General features: G+C 62.0%; 21 protein-coding genes. 9 read left to right on the top strand and 12 right to left on the bottom strand.

Features of this window, described 5'->3' with window-relative positions:
- The first annotated feature begins 40 nt into the window (after positions 1–40).
- A complete protein-coding gene (yccS, locus tag CQ041_RS03015) occupies positions 41–2,224 on the top strand; it encodes a YccS family putative transporter (RefSeq protein WP_105521032.1) in 2,184 nt (727 codons plus the stop codon).
- A 96-nt stretch (positions 2,225–2,320) separates the two neighbouring features.
- Here yccS and CQ041_RS03020 read toward each other — a convergent pair whose 3' ends face one another.
- Entirely contained in the window at positions 2,321–3,058 is a 738-nt protein-coding gene (locus CQ041_RS03020) for an ABC transporter substrate-binding protein (protein ID WP_105521033.1), read from the bottom strand.
- Positions 3,059–3,233: 175 nt separating this feature from the next.
- On the opposite strand from CQ041_RS03020, the gene CQ041_RS03025 reads away from it, so the two are divergent.
- Positions 3,234–3,686, top strand: coding sequence for a GNAT family N-acetyltransferase (locus tag CQ041_RS03025; protein ID WP_105521034.1), 453 nt, complete (start codon positions 3,234–3,236; stop codon positions 3,684–3,686).
- Between the two features lie 81 nt (positions 3,687–3,767).
- Here CQ041_RS03025 and CQ041_RS03030 read toward each other — a convergent pair whose 3' ends face one another.
- From CQ041_RS03030 to CQ041_RS03040, 3 genes are read right to left on the bottom strand one after another with little or no spacing between them, the layout of a single operon-like run.
- The gene (locus CQ041_RS03030; RefSeq protein WP_105521035.1) at positions 3,768–4,064 is read right to left on the bottom strand and encodes a helix-turn-helix domain-containing protein; all 297 of its coding nucleotides are present in this window, start codon (positions 4,062–4,064) and stop codon (positions 3,768–3,770) included.
- Between the two features lie 19 nt (positions 4,065–4,083).
- A complete protein-coding gene (locus CQ041_RS03035) occupies positions 4,084–4,584 on the bottom strand; it encodes a M48 family metallopeptidase (RefSeq protein WP_069077183.1) in 501 nt (166 codons plus the stop codon).
- Positions 4,585–4,626: 42 nt separating this feature from the next.
- On the bottom strand, positions 4,627–6,732 hold the full coding sequence (locus CQ041_RS03040; RefSeq protein WP_105521036.1) for a bifunctional diguanylate cyclase/phosphodiesterase: 2,106 nt from the start codon (positions 6,730–6,732) through the stop codon (positions 4,627–4,629).
- A gap of 309 nt (positions 6,733–7,041) precedes the next feature.
- Here CQ041_RS03040 and CQ041_RS03045 point away from each other — a divergent pair, with 309 nt between their 5' ends.
- Complete coding sequence (locus tag CQ041_RS03045) at positions 7,042–7,707, top strand: polysaccharide lyase family 7 protein (RefSeq protein WP_105521037.1); 666 nt, start codon at positions 7,042–7,044, stop codon at positions 7,705–7,707.
- 124 nt (positions 7,708–7,831) lie between these two features.
- On the opposite strand, the gene fba is transcribed toward CQ041_RS03045, so the two are convergent.
- From fba to tkt, 6 genes are all read right to left on the bottom strand, one after another.
- A complete protein-coding gene (gene fba / locus CQ041_RS03050) occupies positions 7,832–8,896 on the bottom strand; it encodes a class II fructose-bisphosphate aldolase (protein WP_032884050.1) in 1,065 nt (354 codons plus the stop codon).
- Positions 8,897–9,178: 282 nt separating this feature from the next.
- Positions 9,179–9,514, bottom strand: a complete 336-nt coding sequence (locus tag CQ041_RS03055; protein ID WP_105521038.1) for an MliC family protein — start codon at positions 9,512–9,514, stop codon at positions 9,179–9,181.
- Positions 9,515–9,561: 47 nt separating this feature from the next.
- A complete protein-coding gene (locus CQ041_RS03060) occupies positions 9,562–9,789 on the bottom strand; it encodes a hypothetical protein (protein ID WP_105521039.1) in 228 nt (75 codons plus the stop codon).
- Positions 9,790–9,821: 32 nt separating this feature from the next.
- Positions 9,822–10,985, bottom strand: coding sequence for a phosphoglycerate kinase (locus CQ041_RS03065; protein WP_105521040.1), 1,164 nt, complete (start codon positions 10,983–10,985; stop codon positions 9,822–9,824).
- Between the two features lie 17 nt (positions 10,986–11,002).
- Entirely contained in the window at positions 11,003–12,058 is a 1,056-nt protein-coding gene (gene epd, locus CQ041_RS03070; protein WP_105521041.1) for an erythrose-4-phosphate dehydrogenase, read from the bottom strand.
- A gap of 159 nt (positions 12,059–12,217) precedes the next feature.
- The gene (gene tkt / locus CQ041_RS03075) at positions 12,218–14,215 is read right to left on the bottom strand and encodes a transketolase (RefSeq protein WP_105521042.1); all 1,998 of its coding nucleotides are present in this window, start codon (positions 14,213–14,215) and stop codon (positions 12,218–12,220) included.
- A 259-nt stretch (positions 14,216–14,474) separates the two neighbouring features.
- Between tkt and CQ041_RS03080 the strand changes: the two genes are divergently transcribed.
- The 5 genes from CQ041_RS03080 (at position 14,475) to CQ041_RS03100 (ending at position 19,438) form a co-directional block, all read left to right on the top strand.
- Entirely contained in the window at positions 14,475–15,470 is a 996-nt protein-coding gene (locus CQ041_RS03080; protein WP_105521043.1) for a metalloregulator ArsR/SmtB family transcription factor, read from the top strand.
- An 18-nt stretch (positions 15,471–15,488) separates the two neighbouring features.
- A complete protein-coding gene (gene metK / locus CQ041_RS03085; RefSeq protein ID WP_105521044.1) occupies positions 15,489–16,679 on the top strand; it encodes a methionine adenosyltransferase in 1,191 nt (396 codons plus the stop codon).
- Between the two features lie 222 nt (positions 16,680–16,901).
- On the top strand, positions 16,902–17,240 hold the full coding sequence (locus tag CQ041_RS03090; protein WP_105521045.1) for a hypothetical protein: 339 nt from the start codon (positions 16,902–16,904) through the stop codon (positions 17,238–17,240).
- 95 nt (positions 17,241–17,335) lie between these two features.
- Positions 17,336–19,000 (top strand): NAD-dependent DNA ligase LigB, encoded by a 1,665-nt coding sequence (gene ligB, locus CQ041_RS03095; protein WP_105521046.1) that lies wholly within the window; start codon positions 17,336–17,338, stop codon positions 18,998–19,000.
- 42 nt (positions 19,001–19,042) lie between these two features.
- On the top strand, positions 19,043–19,438 hold the full coding sequence (locus CQ041_RS03100; protein ID WP_105521047.1) for a DUF1090 domain-containing protein: 396 nt from the start codon (positions 19,043–19,045) through the stop codon (positions 19,436–19,438).
- Positions 19,439–19,444: 6 nt separating this feature from the next.
- On the opposite strand, the gene CQ041_RS03105 is transcribed toward CQ041_RS03100, so the two are convergent.
- Positions 19,445–19,894, bottom strand: a complete 450-nt coding sequence (locus CQ041_RS03105) for a cytochrome c (protein ID WP_105521048.1) — start codon at positions 19,892–19,894, stop codon at positions 19,445–19,447.
- A 129-nt stretch (positions 19,895–20,023) separates the two neighbouring features.
- Here CQ041_RS03105 and CQ041_RS03110 point away from each other — a divergent pair, with 129 nt between their 5' ends.
- Entirely contained in the window at positions 20,024–21,220 is a 1,197-nt protein-coding gene (locus CQ041_RS03110; protein WP_105521049.1) for a murein transglycosylase A, read from the top strand.
- Between the two features lie 41 nt (positions 21,221–21,261).
- Here CQ041_RS03110 and CQ041_RS03115 read toward each other — a convergent pair whose 3' ends face one another.
- Positions 21,262–21,648, bottom strand: a complete 387-nt coding sequence (locus CQ041_RS03115) for an MAPEG family protein (RefSeq protein WP_105521050.1) — start codon at positions 21,646–21,648, stop codon at positions 21,262–21,264.
- Positions 21,649–21,696: the final 48 nt, after the last annotated feature.

Below are 21,696 nucleotides of genomic sequence, written 5' to 3' on the forward strand. Positions count from 1 at the left end.
GCTCAATTTAGCGGCATCGTCCCGGAAGACTCCAGCCTTCATGTCATCGACCTCGTTCAAGCAGTCCCTGCGCCGCCTCTGGGCGCTGGACAAGTTCAGCTACAGCATTCGGGTGTTCATCGCCCTCACCGGCAGCATGGCGCTGTGCTGGTATCAGGATGAGATGACCCTGCTGATCCCGCTGTTCCTGGGGATTATCGCCAGCGCGCTGGCCGAGACCGATGACAGTTGGCAAGGCCGCCTCAACGCCCTGGCGGTGACGCTGGTGTGTTTCAGCATTGCCGCATTGTCGGTGGAACTGCTGTTTCCCTACCCCTGGATCTTTGCGATCTCCCTGGCCCTGGCCACCTTCTGCCTGACCATGCTCGGCGCCCTCGGCGAACGTTATGGGGCGATTGCCTCGGCGACCCTGATCCTGTCGGTGTACACCATGATCGGCGTGGACCAGCGCGGCGGCGCGGTCAGCGATTTCTGGCACGAACCGCTGCTGCTGGTAGCCGGCGCCGCCTGGTACGGCGTGCTGTCGGTGCTGTGGCAGGCGCTGTTTTCCAACCAGCCGGTGCAACAGAGTCTGGCGCGGTTGTTCCGGGAGTTGGGGCGCTACCTCAAGCTTAAATCCTCGCTGTTCGAGCCGATCCGCCAGTTGGACGTGGAAGCGCGCCGCCTGGAACTGGCCCAGCAAAACGGCCGGGTGGTCGCCGCGCTGAACGCCGCGAAGGAAATCATCCTGCACCGCGTGGGCAATGGCCGGCCAGGCTCGAAGGTCAGCCGCTACCTCAAGCTGTACTTCCTGGCGCAGGACATCCACGAGCGGGCCAGTTCGTCCCACTACCCCTACAACGCCCTCGCCGACGCGTTCTTCCACAGCGACGTGCTGTTCCGCTGCCAGCGCCTGCTGCGCCAGCAAGGCAAGGCCTGCCAGGCGCTGGCCGAGTCGATCCAACTGCGCCAGCCGTTCATCTATGACGACAGTTTTGCCGAAGCCCTGGGTGACCTGAACGCGTCCCTGGAACACCTGCGCATCCAGAGCAACCCGGCGTGGCGGGGCCTGCTGCGTTCGTTGCGCGCCCTGGCGGCCAACCTGTCGACCCTCGACCGCCTGCTGGGTGACGCCAGCAACCCCGACAGCCTGGCCGATGCCACCGACAGCAACCTGCTGGACCGCGCCCCGCGCAACCTCAGGGAAATGTGGTCGCGCCTGCGGACCCAACTGACGCCAACCTCGCTGCTGTTCCGCCACGCCTTGCGCCTGTCCCTGGCGCTGACCGTCGGCTACGCCACCTTGCATGCGATTCACGCGTCCCAGGGCTACTGGATCATCCTGACCACGCTGTTCGTGTGCCAGCCCAACTACGGCGCCACCCGCCGCAAGCTCGGCCAGCGGATCATCGGCACGGCGATTGGCCTCACCGTGGCGTGGGCGTTGTTCGACCTGTTCCCGAGCCCGCTGGTGCAGTCGATGTTCGCCATCGCCGCCGGCATGGTGTTCTTTATCAACCGTACCACCCGCTACACCCTGGCCACGGCCGCCATCACCCTGATGGTGCTGTTCTGCTTCAATCAGGTCGGCGATGGCTACGGGCTATTCCTGCCACGCCTGTTCGATACCTTGCTGGGCAGCCTGATTGCCGGCCTGGCGGTGTTCCTGTTCCTGCCGGACTGGCAAGGCCGACGCCTGAACAAGGTGCTGGCCAATACCCTGACCTGCAACAGCATCTACCTGCGCCAGATCATGCAGCAATACGCCGCCGGCAAGAGCGACGACCTGGCCTACCGCCTCGCCCGGCGCAATGCGCACAACGCCGATGCAGCGCTGTCGACCACCCTGGCGAACATGCTGATGGAGCCGGGGCACTTCCGTAAGGAGGCCGATGTGGGCTTCCGCTTCCTGGTGCTGTCGCACACCTTGCTCAGCTACTTGTCCGGGCTCGGCGCACACCGCGATACCCAACTGCCGGCCGAAGTGCGCGAGCACTTGATCGACGGCGCGGGCAACACGTTGGCGGCGAGTATCGACGAGATCGCCAGCGGCTTGGCGAACAAACAGTCGATCGCGATCCAGAGTGATGCCGAGGAAGCGTTGGCAGCGGACCTGGAGCAGATGCCCGATGAGATCGATGAGGGGCAGCGCCTGGTGCAGACGCAGTTGGCGTTGATTTGCCGGCAGCTGGGGCCGTTACGGACGTTGGCGGCCCATCTGATCAAAGATACCAGCGCTGGATAGATCGCTATCGGGGGCAAGCACCCTCCCCCATTCTGGATGTGTGAACACTGTCTAATTGTAGGAGGGGGCTTGCCCGCGATGAGGCCCGCAAGACCGCTACAAACCGTGCTGTTTCAGCAACCGCGCATAACTGCCATCCGCCTTCATCCGGCCAATCTCCCGATCAAAGCCGGCCACAATCTGCGCATGCTCCGGGTTCTTGAGGCTCACCAGAATGTGCAGGCTGTTCTCGCTCAACGGCTTGGGCAGGAACTCGACCGCATTGCGCACGTGGGGTGATTCCCGCGCCAGGTAATAACGCGCCACGTATTCATCCTCCACCGTCAGCCGCACCCGCTGCGCCGCCAGCATGCGCACGGCCATGGCGAAGCTGTGCACCGGGACTTTCTGCAACTGCGTGTCGGCATCGAACGGTGGCGAGTACACATAGCCGCGCACCACGGCGATGGGGTATTCGTGCAGTTGCTGCAGGTTCTGAAACTCGATGGGGTCGTCGCGGCGCTTGATGAAGCGCACGCGATTGAGCAGGTACTCGCCGGAAAATTGCCCCAGCTGGGTGCGCGCGTCATCGAACCAGGCATTGACCAGCACGTCATAACGCCCGTCGCCCACGCCCATCAGCGCACGGGCCCAGGGCACCTGCTCGAAATCACTGGCATAGCCCGCGCGGGCCAGGGCGGTGCTGACAATGTCGGTGGCCAGGCCACCGTTGACCAGGGTGGCATCGGTAAACGGTGGCCATGCATCCGCGACCAGGCGCAAGCGCTGTGCAAGGGCAGGCTGGGACAGCAGCAACACTCCAATCAAAGCAACGGCACGAGCAAATCGCGGCATGCTTAATATCCTTGGCGGGCACCGAGGCTCTAACAGTAGTCCAGATTACACAAAGAATCGGGCGGTGCCTGCAGCCAATGATGGCAAATTGACTTCAGTCACACAATTTACCACTTTAGACACCAGCACCGGCCGGGCTTACTATCCAGCACCGGCATTCAGAAGAGAACACACCATGACAGTTGAATGGGTCTGCAAACACCACACGGACCTGGGCAAGGAACAGCTCTATGCCATCCTGCGCTTGCGCGGCGAGGTGTTTGTCGTCGAGCAGAAATGCGTCTACCAGGACATCGACGGCCAAGACCTGGCAGGCGATACCCACCACCTGATGGCCTGGCAAGGCGACGAACTGGTGGCTTACCTGCGCCTGCTGGACCCGGACACCCAGGGCGGTGACGTGGTAGTTGGCCGCGTGATCGTCGCTCCGGCTGCGCGCGGCACCGGGCTGGGGCATCAGATGATGGAAGAAACGCTGCGGCAGATTGCAGACATCTGGCCAGAGACGCCGATATTCCTGTCAGCCCAGGCGCATCTGCAAGGCTATTACGGGCGGTATGGGTTTACGGTTGAGGGCGAGGAATACCTGGAAGACGATATTCCACACATCGGTATGCGTCGGGCTTGAGACCGTCATCGGGGGCAAGCCCCCTCCCACACTCGATGCGTTTACCCATCAAAAGTGGGAGGCGGCTGGCACCCACCCCGTTCAGGGGTACCCCAACACCTGCTTGATCGACGCCAGGTTTGCCTCGATCCACCTCCGATCAATCGCCCCCCAATTGCGAATCTGATAATGCCCGGCATGGTTGCGGGCACCGTCCTCTTGCTCGAACTCACAGACGATATCCAGGTCAGCCAACGCCGCAATCGTGTCCTGCGCCGTGCGCCGGGGCATGCCGGTGGCGTCGGTCAGCGCCGGCACGCTGCTGGCCTGGCCGCTGTCGATCAGGTAGGCCACGTACAGTCGGCGGTAGAAGCTGCTCTTGGTCTTGCTCACATCCATGGTCATTGGCCTTGTGCGATCAGGGTTTGCCCTGCAGGTCGCGATACGTGAGGTACACCCGCAGGTCGAATTCCACCTGATGGTAGCCCGGCATCATGTATTCGCAGAGTTTGTAGAACGCCTTGTTGTGGTCCGACTCCTTGAAGTGCGCCAGTTCGTGCACCACGATCATGCGCAGAAATTGCGGTGCGGCTTCCTTGAACAGCGCCGCAATGCGGATCTCTTTCTTGGACTTGAGGTTGCCACCCTGCACCCGCGAGATCGTGGTGTGCAGGCCGAGGGCGCGGTGGGTCAAGTCCAGGCGGTTGTCGAACAGCACTTTGTCGATGGCCGGCGCATTGCGCAGGTGCTCCTGCTTCAGGGCCAGGGCATAGGCATACAGCGCCTTGTCACTCTGCACGGCGTGGCGTTCGGGGTAGCGCTGCTCCAGGTAGGCACCCAACTGGTCCTTGGCGATCAGTTGGCGCACTTGTTCCTGAAGGGCAGCGGGATAGGCCTGGAGGTATTTCAGCGCGGTCATGGGGTCTGCAACAGGGTTTGGATGGGCGCCAGTGTAGCGAATTCAACGCACCCGGGCGCGGGCCCAGTCGCCCATTTCCTCGGCGGTCAGCGGCGATGACGCCAACGGCCCCTGGATGAACGCGCAACCATTGGCCTTGAGCCACTGGGCCTGCTCGGGTGTTTGCACACCCTCGGCCACTACCTGAACCTCAAAATGCCCGCACAATTCGATGATGCTGCGCGCCATCGCTGCGTCCCTTGGCGAGCCCGGCAGGCGTGCCACCAGTTGCGGGTCGAGCTTGAGCGTGTCGAACGCCAGGTCACGCAGATGAGCGAGGGAGCAGTTGCCCGAACCAAAGTCATCCAGGGCAATCCGCACGCCGATCTCGCGCAACAGCTTGAGCTGCTTGGCGGACTCTTCCAGGTTGCTCATCAGGCTGTCTTCGCTGATCTCCACTTCCAACTGGCGCCCCTGCAACCCATGTCGCTCAAGCACCTGCTGCAGTTGGTAGACGAGGTTGGGCATCGTGAACTGGTTGCTGCTCAGGCTCACGCTCAACACCCAATCTTCATCAAAGGTGCCACACCATGCCTGCCGCTGAGCCGCGGCCTGCTGGTAGATCCAGGTGCTCAACTGGCTGATCAGCCGCGCTTCCTCCAGCAACGGCAAGAACAACCCCGGCGGCACGTCCCCCACACTGGGGTGCTGCCAGCGCAACAGCGCCTCGACGCCGCGCAGGCTGCCGTCGTCCAGGGCGATCTGTGGCTGGTACACGAGCGTGAAATCCTTGTTCTGGATCGCCGTGCGCACGCTGTCTTCGAGCATCAGACGTGAACGGGCGCGGCCGTTCATTTCCTGGTCGTAATAGCGATACTGCTGACGGCCGGCGCGCTTGGCTTCGTACATGGCGATGTCAGCTGCGCGCAGCAAACCGTTCAAATCCGCGCCGCAATCGGGAAAGGTGGCGATGCCGATGCTGACGCCGAGCACCACATCCAGACCGTCTACCTGCTGGCAAACCGACACGCGTTCGATCAGTTTTTCCGAAATCTTCGCTGCCTGCTCCGGGAATTCCAGCTCCAGCAACGCAGTGAATTCATCGCCGCCCATGCGCCCGAGAATGTCACCCGAGCCCAGACAACCCTGCAATTGGTCCGAGACCCACCGCAACACCCGGTCACCGGCGTCATGCCCCAGGGAATCGTTGACCCGTTTGAAGCCATCCAGGTCCAGATACAGCAGCACCCAAGACTGCTCACCCCGCTCGCTGCGCAGCAAAGTGTTCTCCACCGCCTGGTAGAACCCGCGTCGATTGAGCAAGCCCGTCAATGGGTCGGTGACCGCCTGGAACTCCAGTTGCTGATGCAGGTGGCGCACTTCGGACATGTCCAGCACGGTCACCACCATCGCCTTCTGCTCGGACGGCAAAGGAGCACAGGACAAGGCCACCGGGACCTGCTGGCCACGCCCGGTGCGCAAGATCGCGTCATGCAGGCGCCAGGTTTCAGTCTGGCGGTAACTCGCGTACATCTGTGAATCCAGCCACACCGGCACGTGGGGCTTCTGCAGGAAACCGAGGAATTCCTGACCCTGCAACTCGTCCGTCGTGGCATTGAGCAGGCGCGAGATTGCTGGGTTGGCGTACTGGATCACCCCATCTTCGCCCACCACCAGGATGCCTTCGGCCGCGTTGTCCAGCACCGAAGCGTTGAAGGCGCGGGCCGACTCCAGGTCATGGCTCAAGCGCTGCAAGGCTCGGCGATTGCGCTGATGCTCCAGCAATGCCTGGACCTTGGGCTTGAGAATATGCGGGTCGAAGGGCTTGAACAGGTAATCGATGGCGCCGCTGGCATAGCCTTCCAGCACGGCAGCGGGCGATTGGGCGTTGGCACTGAGAAAAATGATTGGCGTCATTCGCGTGCGTTGGCTGCCGCGCATCAGTCGGGCCACTTCAAAGCCGTCCATGCCGGGCATCTTCACGTCCAGCAGAACCAGGTCGACTTCATGCTGGAGCAGCAGGTCGAGGGCCTCCAGCCCTGAGCCGGCGGTGACCACGTGCCAGTCTTCGCGCTGCAAAAGCGCGCGCATGCTGAGCAGGTTTTCCGGGTAGTCATCAACCACCAGAAGAACCGATCTGCCATCGCCGTTGTGTGGAGCGCATTCCATGCTACGTCTCTTCCTTGGGAGTTACCGGTCACTTTTGGGAGAAAATCCGGCCAAACTCTGAGGCAACACTCTAGCCCTGCTTCTTGAAAATCAGAAGTCACGTCGATGCCATCATCACGCCAAACTTCAGGAAGCCGACTAACGGTCAGTCTCTACAGCCCACGATTCACGGGCAACATGGCTTTTTGACATTCATTTGGCGCCAAGAAATTGCCAGCAAATATTTAACAAGACAGTTAACACCCCCTATAAAGAACCTGTCTGGCCCACGGGCCAAAGCCTTCACCTTCTGTAAAAAAGGCACCTGCCATGATCGACCTTTCCACCTGGAACCTGAGCATCCCCGTTGGCTCGCCCCCGGCAACCATCGACACCCCCAGGCTGCTGAGCGGCTTCAACGACCAATACTTCCAGGCCGAAGGCAGCGACGTACAGTTCTGGACCCCCGTCACCGGCACCCGCACCGAAAACGCCATTTACCCGCGCAGCGAATTGCGCGAAACCTACGCAGATGGTCGCCTGCGCAATTGGACGTATCCGGACGCAGACAACTTTCTGCGGGCGACCCTGGCGGTCAATCAAGTGCCGTCCACCGGCAAGATCGTGATCGGCCAGATCCACGCCTACGACAGCCAGAAACCGTTGATCAAGCTCGAGTATCAGTTCAAGGAAAAAACCCAGACCGGCAACCTCGTCGCCAAGGTCCGCATGCGCCCCGACGACAGTGAAAGCCGGGTGATCATCGTCGCCTCCAATGTGCCGCTGGAGAAGCGCTTCACCTATGTCATCAACCTCAACAAAGCCGGGCTGCTGAGCGTCTATGCCGCGGACGGCGAATGGAACGAGCGCATCGGCGCGGCGTGGGGCGCCAAACCGCTGTATTTCAAGGCCGGGGCGTATGTGCAGGACAACAGCGGGAATACCAAGGAAGGCGCGCGGGTGACGTTTGCCAAGTTGGATATTGATCACGATTGAACATCGTGTAGGGCTTGCCCGCGATTGAACACCGAGGTTTTGATACGCCCAACGCCGCCTGATCAAACCCCACACACAAAAAAGCCCGCATCTCTGCGGGCTTCTTGTTTGAACAGCCAGGGCCTTAGTTGACCTTGGCGTTCAACTCACCTTTCAGGTAGCGCTGGTACATCGCTTCCAGCGAGATCGGCTTGATCTTCGAACCGTTACCGGCAGTGCCGAACGCTTCGTAACGCGCGATGCACACGTCGCGCATGGCCGTTACGGTGGCGCCGAAGAATTTACGCGGGTCGAATTCGCTTGGGTTGGTGGCCATCAGGCGACGCATTGCGCCGGTGGACGCCAGGCGCAGGTCGGTGTCGATGTTGACCTTGCGCACGCCGTGCTTGATGCCTTCGACGATTTCTTCAACCGGTACGCCGTAGGTTTCTTTGATGTCGCCGCCGTACTGGTTGATGATCGCCAGCCACTCTTGCGGTACCGAGGAAGAACCGTGCATCACCAGGTGAGTGTTGGGGATGCGCTTGTGGATTTCCTTGATGCGGTCGATGGCCAGCACGTCGCCGGTCGGTGGCTTGGTGAACTTGTAGGCGCCGTGGCTGGTGCCGATGGCGATGGCCAGTGCGTCAACCTGGGTCTTCTTGACGAAGTCGGCGGCTTCTTCAGGGTCGGTCAGCATCTGGCTGTGGTCGAGCACGCCTTCTGCGCCGATACCGTCTTCTTCACCGGCCATACCGGTTTCCAGCGAGCCCAGGCAGCCCAGTTCGCCTTCAACCGACACGCCGCAGGCGTGCGCCAGGGCGACAGTTTGCTGGGTTACGCGGACGTTGTACTCGTAGTCGGTCGGCGTCTTGCCGTCTTCGCCGAGGGAGCCGTCCATCATCACCGAGCTGAAGCCCAGTTGGATGGAGCGCTGGCACACGTCAGGGCTGGTACCGTGGTCCTGGTGCATGCACACCGGGATGTGCGGGAATTCTTCGATTGCCGCGAGGATCAGGTGACGCAGGAAAGGGGCGCCAGCGTATTTGCGGGCACCGGCCGAAGCCTGAACGATCACGGGGGAGTCGGTCTTGTCAGCGGCTTCCATGATGGCGCGCATCTGCTCAAGGTTGTTGACGTTAAAGGCTGGAACGCCGTAGCCGAACTCGGCTGCGTGGTCCAGCATTTGACGCATGCTGATAAGTGCCATTGTGTTGTCTCTCCCGGTCGAGGGTCGTTAATCGTGCAAGCCTGCCGTAGCGGCGGCTGCTATTCAAGTTATTGCAAGCCAGGTGATGCTTACCTGGCTTGCTGAATCGTTATTGCAGTATCCGGCTCAAAACTTATGTCACTTTGGAGCCCGATTTCATGTGGGAGGGGGCTTGCCCCCGATGACAGTGAATCAGCCAGTACACAGGTGTCTGACAGACCGCTATCGGGAGCAAGCCCTCTCCCACATTTGGATCTCGTTTATCTCGAGATCGTGTTCGTCTCACTGGGCTTTGCAGCCACGGCCAATCAGGTCGTCGGTGGCCACCCAGTAAACCAGGCCTTCCTCGCCTTTTGTGTGAAACGCCAATTGGTCGTTGGCGTACAGCACACCGGAGGCGGCCACCTCTTGCTTAAGCCGGTAAACCTGGTCGGAACCGCCGAGGCGCACATCCACCTCCGATTTGGCCGGGTTGGCAAAGCGCCAGTTGACCTCGGCCTTGCTGTCGCAGGTCCAGGTGGTCCACTTGTCGGCAGGCTCTGCCTGGCGACTAAACATGTTCATGCTGCTGCAACCGGCCAACAGAGCCAATGCAGCCAGGGCGAAAACGCCTTTCATTGCCAATCCTCGTGAGGCGGCCCGTGGCCGCCAGTTGATCAGACCCGTCAAGGGCAACCCTGTTCCTGACCGTTGGGCGCGGCGTCGTATTTCTCCAGCCGCTCATTGCCGATGCGCTTGTTGATCACCGGCATGGTCTCGGCTTGCCAGTCAGCCTGATAGCAGCTTTTTTTCTGCTGCACCCCAGGCTTTCCAGGTTCCGGCGTCGCGCTTGGCGTGCTGCCGCAGCCGGCCAGCAGGCCCGCTGCAATCACCAGTGCCAACGACTTGATCATGGGAATGCTCCTTTTCCTGATCATCGCGAGCCTCAGCCCTTGGCTCGGCTTTCCAACACTTCAACGGCGGGCAGCACTTTGCCCTCGACGAACTCGAGGAACGCGCCGCCACCGGTAGAAATGTAGGAGATCTGATCAGCCACGCCATATTTATCGATGGCTGCCAGGGTGTCGCCACCGCCGGCGATGGAGAACGCCGAGCTGTCAGCGATGGCCTTGGCCAGCACTTTGGTGCCGTTGCCGAACTGGTCGAATTCAAACACGCCGACCGGGCCGTTCCACAGGATGGTCTGGGAGGCCTTCAGCAGTTCGGCGAAGTTGGCTGCAGTTTGCGGGCCAATGTCGAGGATCATGTCGTCCGCCGCCACATCAGCGATCAGCTTGACGGTGGCCTCGGCACTCTCGGCAAATTCCTTGGCCACCACCACGTCCACCGGCAATGGCACGCTGACCTTGGCGGCAATGGCGCGAGCAGTGTCCAGCAGGTCCGGTTCGTACAGGGACTTGCCCACCGGGTGGCCAGCTGCGGCCAGGAAGGTGTTGGCAATGCCGCCGCCGACGATCAGCTGGTTGCAGATCTGGCTGAGGCTGTTGAGCACGTCGAGTTTGGTGGACACCTTGGAACCGGCCACGATGGCGGCCATCGGTTGGGCCGGAGCACCCAGGGCCTTGCCCAGTGCGTCCAGTTCAGCGGCCAGCAGCGGGCCAGCGGCGGCAACCTTGGCGAACTTGGCTACGCCATGGGTGGAGCCTTCAGCGCGGTGGGCGGTGCCGAACGCGTCCATCACGAACACGTCGCACAGCGCAGCGTATTGCTGGGCCAATTCGTCGCTGTTCTTTTTCTCGCCTTTGTTGAAACGCACGTTTTCAAACAGCACGATGTCGCCCGCTTTCACGTCAACACCGCCCAGGTAGTCAGCCACCAGCGGCACGTCGCGGCCCAGGGCCTTGCTGAGGTAATCGGCCACAGGCTTGAGGCTGTTTTCGGCGGAGAACTCACCTTCGGTCGGACGACCCAGGTGGGAGCAGACCATCACGGCCGCGCCTTTTTCCAGGGCCAGCTTGATGGTCGGCAGCGAGGCCAGGATTCGCGCATCGCTGGTGACAACACCGTCCTTGACTGGGACGTTGAGGTCTTCGCGGATCAGTACGCGCTTACCTTGCAGATCGAGGTCGGTCATCTTCAACACGGTCATGGGTCGCAGTTCCTGAATTACTGTTGAGGTTGTTTAGAGGCGATGTGCAGATAATGTTCCGCAACATCCAGCATTCGGTTGGCAAAACCCCATTCGTTGTCGAACCAGGCCAGGATGTTCACCAGCCGAGGGCCGGATACGCGGGTCTGGCTGGCATCGACGATCGCCGAATGCGGGTCATGGTTGAAATCGCAACTGGCGTGCGGCAACTCGGTGTAGGCCAGCAGGCCTTTGAGCGGGCCGTGGGTGGCGGCGTCGCGCAAAATCCGGTTGACCTCCACCGCGTCGGTGTCGCTGACGGTCTGCATGGTGATGTCCAGGCAGGACACGTTCACCGTCGGCACCCGTACCGCTTTGGCCTGGATTCGCCCGGCAAGTTCCGGCAACAGTCGCTCGATACCCCGCGCCAGGCCCGTGGACACCGGAATCACGGACTGGAACGCCGAGCGTGTACGGCGCAGGTCTTCGTGGTGGTAGGCGTCGATCACCGGCTGGTCGTTCATGGCCGAGTGAATCGTGGTGATCGACACGTAGTCCAGGCCGATCGCCTGATCGAGCAGGCGCAACAGCGGCACGCTGCAGTTGGTGGTACAGGAAGCATTGGACACCAGCAGCTCATCGCCGGTCAGGCAGTTCTGGTTGATGCCATAGACGATGGTGGCGTCGACGTCCGCCTCGCTGGCCATCGGTTGGGAAAACAGCACACGCGGTGCACCGGCGTCGAGAAAACGCTGGCCATCGGCACGGGTGTGGTAGACACCGGAACATTCCAGCACCAGGTCGACGCCCAGTGCCTGCCAGTCGATGCCTTCGGGGGTGGCACTGCGCAACACGTGCACGCAGTTGCCATTGATATGCAGACAATCGCCCTCGACCCGCACTTCGCCGGGGAACCGGCCGTGGGTGGAGTCAAAGCGTGTCAGGTATTCGATGCTGGCCATGTCGGCCAAATCATTGATCGCGACAATTTCAAACCCGGCCGCCGCCCCTCGCTCGAACAGAGCACGCAAGACGCAACGACCAATGCGGCCGTAGCCGTTGAGTGCAACTTTGAAGGGACGGGGTTGAGGCATGGGGTTCTCGCATTATGGGCGACACAAACCATTGTAGGAGCTGGCTTGCCAGCGATGAGGCCATCAGCTTCAACAGGGATGTTGGCTGGACGGACGCCATCGCTGGCAAGCCAGCTCCTACAAGGCATGCGGCGGCCAGTTGACCACCGCGTTCGCGCTTTAGTCTTCCAGCAGCTCTTCAGCCTGACCCAGGATGTTTTCCAGGGTGAAACCGAACTCTTCGAACAACGCTGGCGCCGGCGCCGACTCACCGTAGGTGGTCATGCCGATCACGCGGCCTTCCAGGCCCACGTACTTGTACCAGTAGTCCGCGTGAGCCGCTTCGATGGCAATCCGCGCGCTGACCTGCAGCGGCAGCACCGATTGCTTGTAGCTGGCGTCCTGGGCTTCGAACACGCTGGTGCACGGGATCGACACCACACGCACCTTGCGGCCTTGCTCGGTCAGCTTGTCGTAGGCCTGAACGGTCAGGCCGACTTCGGAACCGGTGGAGATCAGGATCAGCTCCGGCTCGCCGTCGCAGTCTTTGAGCACGTAACCGCCACGGGCGATGTCGGCGATCTGCGCATCGGTGCGCACTTGGTGCTGCAGGTTCTGACGCGAGAAGATCAGCGCCGAAGGGCCGTCCTTGCGCTCGATCGCATGTTTCCAGGCCACGGCGGATTCCACCGCGTCGGCTGGGCGCCAGGTATCCAGGTTCGGCGTGGTACGCAGGCTGGTCAGTTGCTCGACCGGCTGGTGCGTCGGGCCGTCTTCACCGAGGCCGATGGAGTCGTGGGTGTAGACATGGATCACACGCTTCTTCATCAGCGCGGCCATGCGCACGGCGTTGCGTGCGTATTCCATGAACATCAGGAAGGTCGCGCCGTAAGGCACCAGGCCGCCGTGCAGGGACACGCCGTTCATGATGGCGCTCATGCCGAACTCACGGACACCGTAGTACATGTAGTTGCCGCTGGCGTCTTCGGCGGTGACGCCTTTGCAGCCTTTCCACAGGGTCAGGTTGGAACCGGCCAGGTCAGCCGAGCCGCCCAGCACTTCCGGCAACAGCGGGCCGAAGGCGTTCAGGGTGTTCTGGCTGGCTTTACGGCTGGCGATGGTCTCGCCCTTGGCCGCGACTTCGGCGATGTAGGCCGAGGCTTTTTCCGAGAAGTCGGCAGGCAGGTCACCGGCCAGACGACGGACCAGCTCGTTGGCCAGCTCCGGGAACTCGGCGGAGTAGGCCGCGAAACGCTGGTCCCACTCGGCTTCGGCGGCCAGGCCTTTTTCCTTGGCATCCCACTCGGCATAGATGTCGGCCGGGATTTCGAACGGGCCGTAGGTCCACTTCAGCGCTTCACGGGTCAGGGCGATTTCCGCGTCACCCAGTGGGGCGCCGTGGCAGTCTTCTTTGCCCTGCTTGTTCGGCGAACCGAAGCCGATGGTGGTCTTGCAGCAGATCAGGGTCGGCTGCGCGCTCTTGCGGGCGGTCTCGATGGCGGTCTTGATCTCTTCAGGATCGTGGCCGTCGACGTTGCGGATCACCTGCCAGTTGTAGGCTTCGAAACGCTTCGGGGTGTCATCGGTGAACCAGCCTTCGACTTCGCCGTCGATGGAGATGCCGTTGTCATCGTAGAAGGCGATCAGCTTGCCCAGGCCCAGGGTACCGGCCAGGGAAGCGACTTCGTGGGAAATGCCTTCCATCATGCAGCCATCACCCAGGAATACGTAGGTGTAGTGATCGACGATGTCGTGGCCAGGACGGTTGAACTGCGCGCCCAGGACTTTTTCAGCCAGCGCGAAGCCCACGGCGTTGGCCAGGCCTTGGCCCAGGGGACCGGTGGTGGTCTCGACGCCTGGGGTGTAGCCGAATTCCGGGTGGCCCGGGGTACGGCTGTGCAACTGACGGAAGCTTTTCAGGTCGTCGATGGTGACGTCGTAGCCGGTCAGGTGCAGCAGCGAATAGATCAACATCGAGCCGTGGCCGTTGGACAGCACGAAGCGGTCACGGTCGGCGAACGATGGATTGGTCGGGTTGTGTTTCAGGTAGTCACGCCAAAGCACCTCGGCGATATCCGCCATGCCCATCGGGGCACCGGGATGGCCGCTGTTGGCTTTTTGCACGGCATCCATGCTGAGGGCACGAATGGCGTTGGCACGCTCACGACGGCTGGGCATCGCTGATCTCCTGGGGGTTGCTTAAAAGAAACGGAAAAAAGGACCGGCATTTTCCCTCAGCCACCGCCTGCGGGCAATGACAGATAGTCACTCGGAGGTGTTTTTCCTGCCGTTTGCGGCGCAATGCCTTGCAGATAAGGCCAACGAGTTCGTCTAAAGGTTATAGCCGCTGCTTATAACCGCCACTTATCGATCAATATCAAAACTTTTTGATATTGGCCTTGCGATGGCTCCCACCCGTCTCTAGACTGCTGGCCTTATGAACTTACCCGTGCCCTCCCTGCGTCCCGACGACGGCGATGAACTGGCAGCCTTGTGCAAGGCCGCTGGCGATCCGTTGCGCTTGAACGTATTGCGCGCACTGGCCAACGACTCGTTTGGCGTACTGGAACTGGCGCAGATCTTCGCCATCGGCCAGTCCGGCATGAGCCACCATTTGAAGGTATTGGCCCAGGCCGACCTGGTGGCTACCCGCCGCGAAGGCAACGCGATTTTCTATCGCCGCGCCCTGCCCCACACCGAGCTGCTGGGCGGCAAGCTGCACGCCGCGCTGCTTGAAGAAGTCGACGGCCTGGCCCTGCCCAATGCTGTGCAAGCGCGCATCGGCCAGGTCCACGGGCAACGTGCGGCGGCAAGCCAGGATTTCTTCGCACGGGTCGCCGAGAAGTTTCGCGCCCAGCAGGACCTGATCGCCGGGCTGGCCCAGTACCGCGACAGCGTATTGGCCCTGCTGGACAAGCTGAGCTTCAGTGATCAGGCCACGGCCCTGGAAATCGGGCCGGGCGACGGCGGCTTCCTCCCGGACCTGGCACGGCGTTTTCATCAGGTCATCGCGCTGGACAACAGCCCGGCGATGCTCGAACTGGCGCGCCAGCTCTGCGAGCGCGAAGCCTTGGGCAACGTGCGCCTGCAGTTGGCCGACGCGCTCAATGGCACGCCTGTGCAGGCCGACTGCGTGGTGCTGAACATGGTCTTGCACCATTTCGCCGCCCCTGCCGACGCCCTCAAACACATGGCCGGGTTGCTGCACCCCGGCGGTAGCCTGTTGGTTACAGATTTATGCAGCCATAACCAGAATTGGGCCAGGGAGGCCTGCGGTGATCTCTGGTTGGGTTTTGAACAGGACGATCTGGCCCGTTGGGCCACCGCTGCGGGACTCGTTCCCGGGGAAAGCCTCTATGTAGGTTTACGTAATGGTTTCCAGATCCAGGTCCGCCATTTTCAGCGACCGGCTGGCGACACTCACCATCGGTAAAATCAGGAAAACATCGAGATGAGCGAATACTCCCTTTTCACCTCCGAGTCCGTGTCTGAAGGGCATCCGGACAAAATCGCCGACCAGATTTCTGATGCGGTGCTGGACGCCATCATTGCTGAAGACAAGTTCGCCCGCGTGGCGTGCGAGACTCTGGTGAAAACCGGTGTAGCGATCATCGCTGGCGAAGTGACCACGACTGCCTGGGTTGACCTGGAGCAGATCGTCCGTGACGTGATCACCGACATCGGCTACACCAGCTCCGACGTCGGCTTCGACGGCGCCACCTGCGGCGTGATGAACATCATCGGCAAGCAGTCCCCCGACATCAACCAGGGTGTGGACCGCGCCAAGCCGGAAGACCAGGGCGCCGGCGACCAGGGCCTGATGTTCGGCTACGCCAGCAACGAAACCGACGTGCTGATGCCAGCGCCGATCACCTTCTCGCACCAGTTGGTGCAGCGTCAGGCCGAAGCACGCAAGTCCGGCCTGTTGCCGTGGCTGCGCCCGGACGCCAAGTCCCAGGTGACCTGCCGTTACGAAGGCGGCAAGGTCGTTGGTATCGACGCCGTTGTGCTGTCGACCCAGCACAACCCGGACGTGTCCTACGCCGACCTGCGTGAAGGCGTGATGGAGCTGATCGTCAAGCACGTGCTGCCGGCCGAACTGCTGAGCAAGGACACCCAGTTCCACATCAACCCGACCGGCCAGTTCATCATCGGTGGCCCAGTGGGCGACTGCGGCCTGACTGGCCGCAAGATCATCGTCGACAGCTACGGCGGCATGGCCCGTCACGGCGGCGGCGCATTCTCGGGCAAAGACCCGTCCAAGGTTGACCGTTCGGCCGCCTACGCCGGTCGTTACGTGGCCAAGAACATCGTCGCGGCTGGCCTGGCCGAGCGTTGCGAGATCCAGGTTTCCTACGCAATCGGTGTGGCTCAGCCTACGTCGATCTCGCTGAATACCTTCGGCACCGGCAAGATCAGCGATGACAAGATCGTGAAACTGGTGCGTGAAGTGTTCGACCTGCGTCCCTACGCCATCACCACCATGCTCGACCTGCTGCACCCGATGTACCAGGAAACCGCAGCCTACGGCCACTTCGGCCGTACCCCTGCGCAGAAGACCGTCGGCGACGACACCTTCACCACCTTCACCTGGGAAAAAACCGACCGCGCCAACGACCTGCGTATCGCTGCCGGCCTGTAATCGCGCGCAACACCCAAAGCCCTGCCGGGTCCGCCCGGCAGGGCTTTTTAATGCCCGCGTTTTTTTGCGCGACAACCTTCACGTTTTTTGGATCCAAACCTTGCAGGCAAAATGATGGCCCTCTAGAATCCGCGCCCTCTCGGGCCCGTCACCTACTTGGATATTGCCCTGCGCCAGCCCGGGAGCCACAAGCGCGCAGGCAATCGAACATTGAGGTTTTTAATGCGTATCTCCACGCTCGCCCCTGCCGCCCTTCTGCTCAGCCTGTTTGCCCTGCCAGCCCACGCGGCCGACCTGAGCGCATTGAGTGGTGCCCTGAGCTCCAAACTGGGTGGCGGCAACGCCGGCGACTGCCAGAAGCAGGCCAGCGACCTGCAAGCCAAGATCGATGCAGCCGAGGCCGAGAAAGACACGTTGAAAGTGAAGGCCTATAAAGCCGCACAAGACCAGATCAACAAAGGCTGTAACAAACTTGCCGAGTCCCAGGCCAAGGCCGACACCCAGGAGGCCAAGGCCGATAAACCTGACGCGGTGAAAGCGTTGGGCGGTCTGTTCAAGTAAGCCGAAACACCCGGTAAAAAGCCCCGCCATGCCGGGGCTTTTTTGTGGCCGCATGGATCCTTTAGGCTGGGCATCCTTTCCGAGCAAGGATGCTCATGATGCGTTTATGCCTGGTCCTTTTACTCAGTACACTCGCGCCTTTCTCATGGGCTGAAAACTGCCCCGACGAGGCCCGCACGCAAGTCGCCACCCTGGCCGCGCACATCAGCCAGTGGGACGACACCTACCACCGTCTCGGCCAGTCGCCGGTCAGCGACGAACTCTACGACCAGGCCCGCCAACGCCTGGCGCATTGGCGCGAATGCGTGCCAACCCTCATTGAAGCACCAGACAACCCACTGGCGACGTCACGGGGTACCCTGCCTCATCCGGTCGCCCACACCGGCCTGGAAAAACTGCTGGACGAGCCGGCGGTCGCGGCCTGGCTGGGCACCCGTCAGGACGTATGGATTCAGCCCAAGGTCGACGGCGTGGCCGTGACCCTGGTGTATCGCCAGGGTCGCCTGAGCCAGGTGATCAGCCGCGGCGACGGTTTGCTGGGCCAGGACTGGTCCGCCTCGGCGCGCAAGATTCCCGGCATCGTCCAGCAGTTGCCTGAGGCCATCGACCTGGTGCTGCAAGGCGAGCTGTACTGGCGCCTCGATGATCATGTGCAATCGGCACACGGCGGGCTCAATGCCCGCGGCAAGGTGGCCGGGCTGATGAATCGCAAGCGCCTGGACGACCACGACGCCGCCGGCATCGGCCTGTTCGTATGGGCCTGGCCCGACGGCCCCGGGGGGTTCACCGAGCGTCTGGCCACCCTGGCAGGTTGGGGCTTCGCAGACAGCCAACGTTTCAGCCAGCCCATCCAGACCCTCAGCGAAGCCGCCCACTGGCGCACGTATTGGTACACCCATCCGCTGCCGTTCGCCAGCGACGGGGTGGTGCTGCACCAGGCCTCACGCACGCCCGCCACACGCTGGCAGGTCGGCGCGCCGTATTGGGCGGCGGCGTGGAAGTACCCGGCCGCCAGCGCCCTGGCGCTGGTACGCAAGGTGACGTTCACGATCGGCCGCACCGGGCGTATCACGCCGATGCTGGAGCTTGCGCCGGTGCGGCTGGACGACCGCCAGATCAGCCGCGTCAGCGTCGGCTCCTTGAAGCGCTGGCAAACGCTGGACATCCGCCCTGGTGACCAAGTGTCCATCAGCCTGGCAGGACAAGTGATCCCCCGTCTGGACGAGGTCATCCTGCGCAACTCCACCCGGCAGGACGTACAGGAACCCGACCCGCGCAACTTCCACGCGCTGAGTTGCTGGCAACTGGACCCCGATTGCGAAGACCAGCTACTGGCACGTCTTACCTGGCTGAGCGGCAACCAGGGCCTGGCCCTGCCCCATATGGGCCGAGAAACCTGGAACGAATTGATCCAGGCCGGTCTAATCGCGGGCTTGCTCGATTGGTTGACCCTGGATGCGGCAGAGCTTGCTACCATTGATGGCTTGGGTGACCGCAGCCGGGATCGAGTGCTAGCCAGCCTCCAAAGCGCTCGGCAACGACCCTTTGCACAATGGCTCAAGGCCTTGGGCGTTCCGCCTGCGGCACGTAACAACCTGGAAGGTGACTGGCAGGCGCTGGTCGCTCGAGACACCCAGGCCTGGCTGGCCATCGATGGCATTGGCCCGGGACGCGCGGCGCACCTCAGCGCTTTTTTCCGCGACCCGCAAGTACAGGCCCTGGCTGAAACTTTACACGTGGCGGGCATCGACGGATTTTGACCCCTTCGCCCCCACCATCAGATTGCGACCCTGGAGCCCCACATGAAATTTCTAGCCCCTTTTGCCCTGCTGACCGTCGCAAGCTTCATGGCCACCCCCCTGCTGGCCGACGAGCAGGCGCCCCAACTCACAGGCTGCGCCGCCAAGCGCCAGGCCATCAGCCTTCAGATCGAGCAGGCCAAGGCCCACGGCAACAGTGCCCAGCAAGCCGGCCTGGAAAAAGCCCTCAGCGAAGTCACCACCCACTGCACCGACGCGTCCTTGAAAAAAGAGCGTGAAAACAAGGTGCTCGACGCCAAGCACGAAGTCAGCCGCCGTCAGGCCGACCTCGACAAGGCGATGAAAAAAGGTGACGCCGAGAAGATCAACAAGCGTAAAGACAAGCTCGCCGAGTCCCGCAAGGAGCTGCAGGAAGCCGTGGAAGAACTCGACCAGTAAAACCGGTCAGTGGTCCCGGAACTGTTTATGGCAGGCGCTGCAGGCATCTTCAACGTTCTGCACCGCAGGCCCCAGGTTGCTGGCCGTGTAGGGCTGGACCTGGCTGGCGGTCACCAATTGCGCGGTGGCCGCTTCCAGGTTGCGCGCCAATTGCTGGAATTGCGCCTGTTTCTGCCAGACATCATCCTTGGCGCTGGTGTGATCCTCTTCGCGCACACTCGGAAAATGCTTCCACGGCTCGTGGGACAACGCGTCCAGCTTGACCGCGCCTTCGGCGAATCTAGCGCCGTCGAACGGGATACGCCCGCGCAACATGCCGCCCAGGTCTTCGCCGGTCTTGAGCATTTGCTTGAAGATCGCCTTGCGCTGGCCCAGGGGCGAATTCGGGTCAACACCGCCACAGGCGGACAGGGTCAGGCAGGCCAGCAGTACAACGGTGAGTCGTTTGAAAGTCATGGTGGCTTCGAGGTCACGGGAAACGGCGGCCAGTATCCTCGCCCCGCCCGCAAAGACCAATAGCCCTATTAATAATAAGGATTGCCTGCAGACGCTACGGCGCGGGCAATCGCTTCAGGAAATGCTTGCATGAATGTCATCTCGAAACACTGGAGCCGCCGCCTGGTCTGGGCGCTGCCGATGATCGCGCTGCTGGCCGGTTGTGACGCGGGCAAGGATGCCGACACACCGGCACTCAAGCCCGAACCAGAGAAACCCCACGCCGTCGCCACCTACGTGAGCGCGCCATGGGAAGCCTTGCCGGCAGTGTCCGACGCCGACCTGCTGGCCGGCTTCGGTTCCTGGCGCAGCGCCTGCCAGCGCCTCAAGGCCGATCCAGTCTGGGGCGCGACCTGTGCCGCCGCGGCCACGGTGCCGGCCAATGCTCCCGCCGTGCGTGGGTTTCTCAAGGAGCGCCTGGATGTGTTTGGCCTGCGCTCGGCCGACAACACGCCGAACGGCCTGATCACCGGTTACTACGAACCTGTCTACCCCGGCAGCCTGACCCGCACCGCCAAAGCCAATGTGCCGGTGTACGGCGTGCCGGACGACATGATCATCGTCAACCTGGAAAGCATTTACCCAGAACTCAAGGGCAAGCGCCTGCGCGGTCGCCTGGAAGGTCGTGTACTCAAGCCCTACGATGACGCCGGCACCATCAACGGCCAGGGCTCCAGCGCCAAACCGATTGCCTGGCTCACCGACCCGATGGACCTGCAGTTCCTGCAAATCCAGGGCTCGGGCCGCATTCAACTGGCCGGCGGGCGCCAACTGCGCGTCGGATATGGCGACCAGAACGGCCACCCCTATCGCCCTATCGGCCGCTGGCTGGTGGAACAAGGCGAACTGAAGAAAGAAGACGTGACCATGGGCGCCATCAGCGCCTGGGCCAAGGCGCACCCGCAACGCATCCCGGAACTGTTGGCGAGCAACCCCAGCTATGTATTTTTCAGCGCGCGCCCCGACAGCAACGAAGGCCCGCGCGGCTCGCTGAACGTGCCACTGACGGCCGGCTACAGCGTGGCGGTGGATCGCAAGGTAATCCCATTGGGCAGCCTGTTGTGGTTGTCCACGACCAAACCTGATGGTTCACCGATTGCACGGCCCGTCGCGGCGCAGGACACCGGCGGCGCCATCACCGGCGAAGTCCGCGCGGACTTGTTCTGGGGCACCGGCAATGCCGCGGGAGAACTGGCGGGGAACATGAAGCAACAAGGCCAGATCTGGATGCTGTGGCCAAAAGGCACGGCATTGCCGCAAGTGCCGGATGCACCTGTAGGAAGCTGAAGAATAATGTCGAGCGGGTGTGGGAGCCGGCTCGACAACCTTCAGATCGAGACGAAGAAGAAACTCGCAATCAACACCATGCCCGCGAACCACACCAGCGACCGCAGGATCGCCCAATCGGCCACGTAACAGATGATGTACAACAGGCGGCTGGTGATAAACAGCACGGCCAACACATTGATGGTCACCAGTTCGGCTTCACCGGCCAGGTGCGCGATAATCACCGCCGCCGCAAAGGCTGGGGTGACCTCGAAGCTGTTGAGCTGGGCGTTGTGCGCACGGCGGGCGAACCCGTCGAGGTTGTCCAGGAATGCCCGCGGGTCATGATTCTGCCGGGGCCCGAACTTGCCGCCGCTGAACTTGGCCAGACCTGTGCACAGGTAAGGCAGGAAAATTGCGATCAACACACACCAGAAGGCCACCGTCATCACTGATTCCTTTTTTAGTTTTTAAACAGAAATTAGAGTTTTAGCACT

The sequence above is a fragment of the Pseudomonas sp. MYb60 genome (assembly GCF_002979555.1).
GTDB lineage: Bacteria > Pseudomonadota > Gammaproteobacteria > Pseudomonadales > Pseudomonadaceae > Aquipseudomonas.

Coding starts and splice junctions, on each gene's coding strand:
- yccS (WP_105521032.1), top strand. CDS start 41: ATGTCATCGACCTCGTTCAAGCAGTCCCTGCGCCGCCTCTGGGCGCTG.
- CQ041_RS03020 (WP_105521033.1), bottom strand. CDS start 3,058: ATGCCGCGATTTGCTCGTGCCGTTGCTTTGATTGGAGTGTTGCTGCTG.
- CQ041_RS03025 (WP_105521034.1), top strand. CDS start 3,234: ATGACAGTTGAATGGGTCTGCAAACACCACACGGACCTGGGCAAGGAA.
- CQ041_RS03030 (WP_105521035.1), bottom strand. CDS start 4,064: ATGGATGTGAGCAAGACCAAGAGCAGCTTCTACCGCCGACTGTACGTG.
- CQ041_RS03035 (WP_069077183.1), bottom strand. CDS start 4,584: ATGACCGCGCTGAAATACCTCCAGGCCTATCCCGCTGCCCTTCAGGAA.
- CQ041_RS03040 (WP_105521036.1), bottom strand. CDS start 6,732: ATGGAATGCGCTCCACACAACGGCGATGGCAGATCGGTTCTTCTGGTG.
- CQ041_RS03045 (WP_105521037.1), top strand. CDS start 7,042: ATGATCGACCTTTCCACCTGGAACCTGAGCATCCCCGTTGGCTCGCCC.
- fba (WP_032884050.1), bottom strand. CDS start 8,896: ATGGCACTTATCAGCATGCGTCAAATGCTGGACCACGCAGCCGAGTTC.
- CQ041_RS03055 (WP_105521038.1), bottom strand. CDS start 9,514: ATGAAAGGCGTTTTCGCCCTGGCTGCATTGGCTCTGTTGGCCGGTTGC.
- CQ041_RS03060 (WP_105521039.1), bottom strand. CDS start 9,789: ATGATCAAGTCGTTGGCACTGGTGATTGCAGCGGGCCTGCTGGCCGGC.
- CQ041_RS03065 (WP_105521040.1), bottom strand. CDS start 10,985: ATGACCGTGTTGAAGATGACCGACCTCGATCTGCAAGGTAAGCGCGTA.
- epd (WP_105521041.1), bottom strand. CDS start 12,058: ATGCCTCAACCCCGTCCCTTCAAAGTTGCACTCAACGGCTACGGCCGC.
- tkt (WP_105521042.1), bottom strand. CDS start 14,215: ATGCCCAGCCGTCGTGAGCGTGCCAACGCCATTCGTGCCCTCAGCATG.
- CQ041_RS03080 (WP_105521043.1), top strand. CDS start 14,475: ATGAACTTACCCGTGCCCTCCCTGCGTCCCGACGACGGCGATGAACTG.
- metK (WP_105521044.1), top strand. CDS start 15,489: ATGAGCGAATACTCCCTTTTCACCTCCGAGTCCGTGTCTGAAGGGCAT.
- CQ041_RS03090 (WP_105521045.1), top strand. CDS start 16,902: ATGCGTATCTCCACGCTCGCCCCTGCCGCCCTTCTGCTCAGCCTGTTT.
- ligB (WP_105521046.1), top strand. CDS start 17,336: ATGATGCGTTTATGCCTGGTCCTTTTACTCAGTACACTCGCGCCTTTC.
- CQ041_RS03100 (WP_105521047.1), top strand. CDS start 19,043: ATGAAATTTCTAGCCCCTTTTGCCCTGCTGACCGTCGCAAGCTTCATG.
- CQ041_RS03105 (WP_105521048.1), bottom strand. CDS start 19,894: ATGACTTTCAAACGACTCACCGTTGTACTGCTGGCCTGCCTGACCCTG.
- CQ041_RS03110 (WP_105521049.1), top strand. CDS start 20,024: ATGAATGTCATCTCGAAACACTGGAGCCGCCGCCTGGTCTGGGCGCTG.
- CQ041_RS03115 (WP_105521050.1), bottom strand. CDS start 21,648: ATGACGGTGGCCTTCTGGTGTGTGTTGATCGCAATTTTCCTGCCTTAC.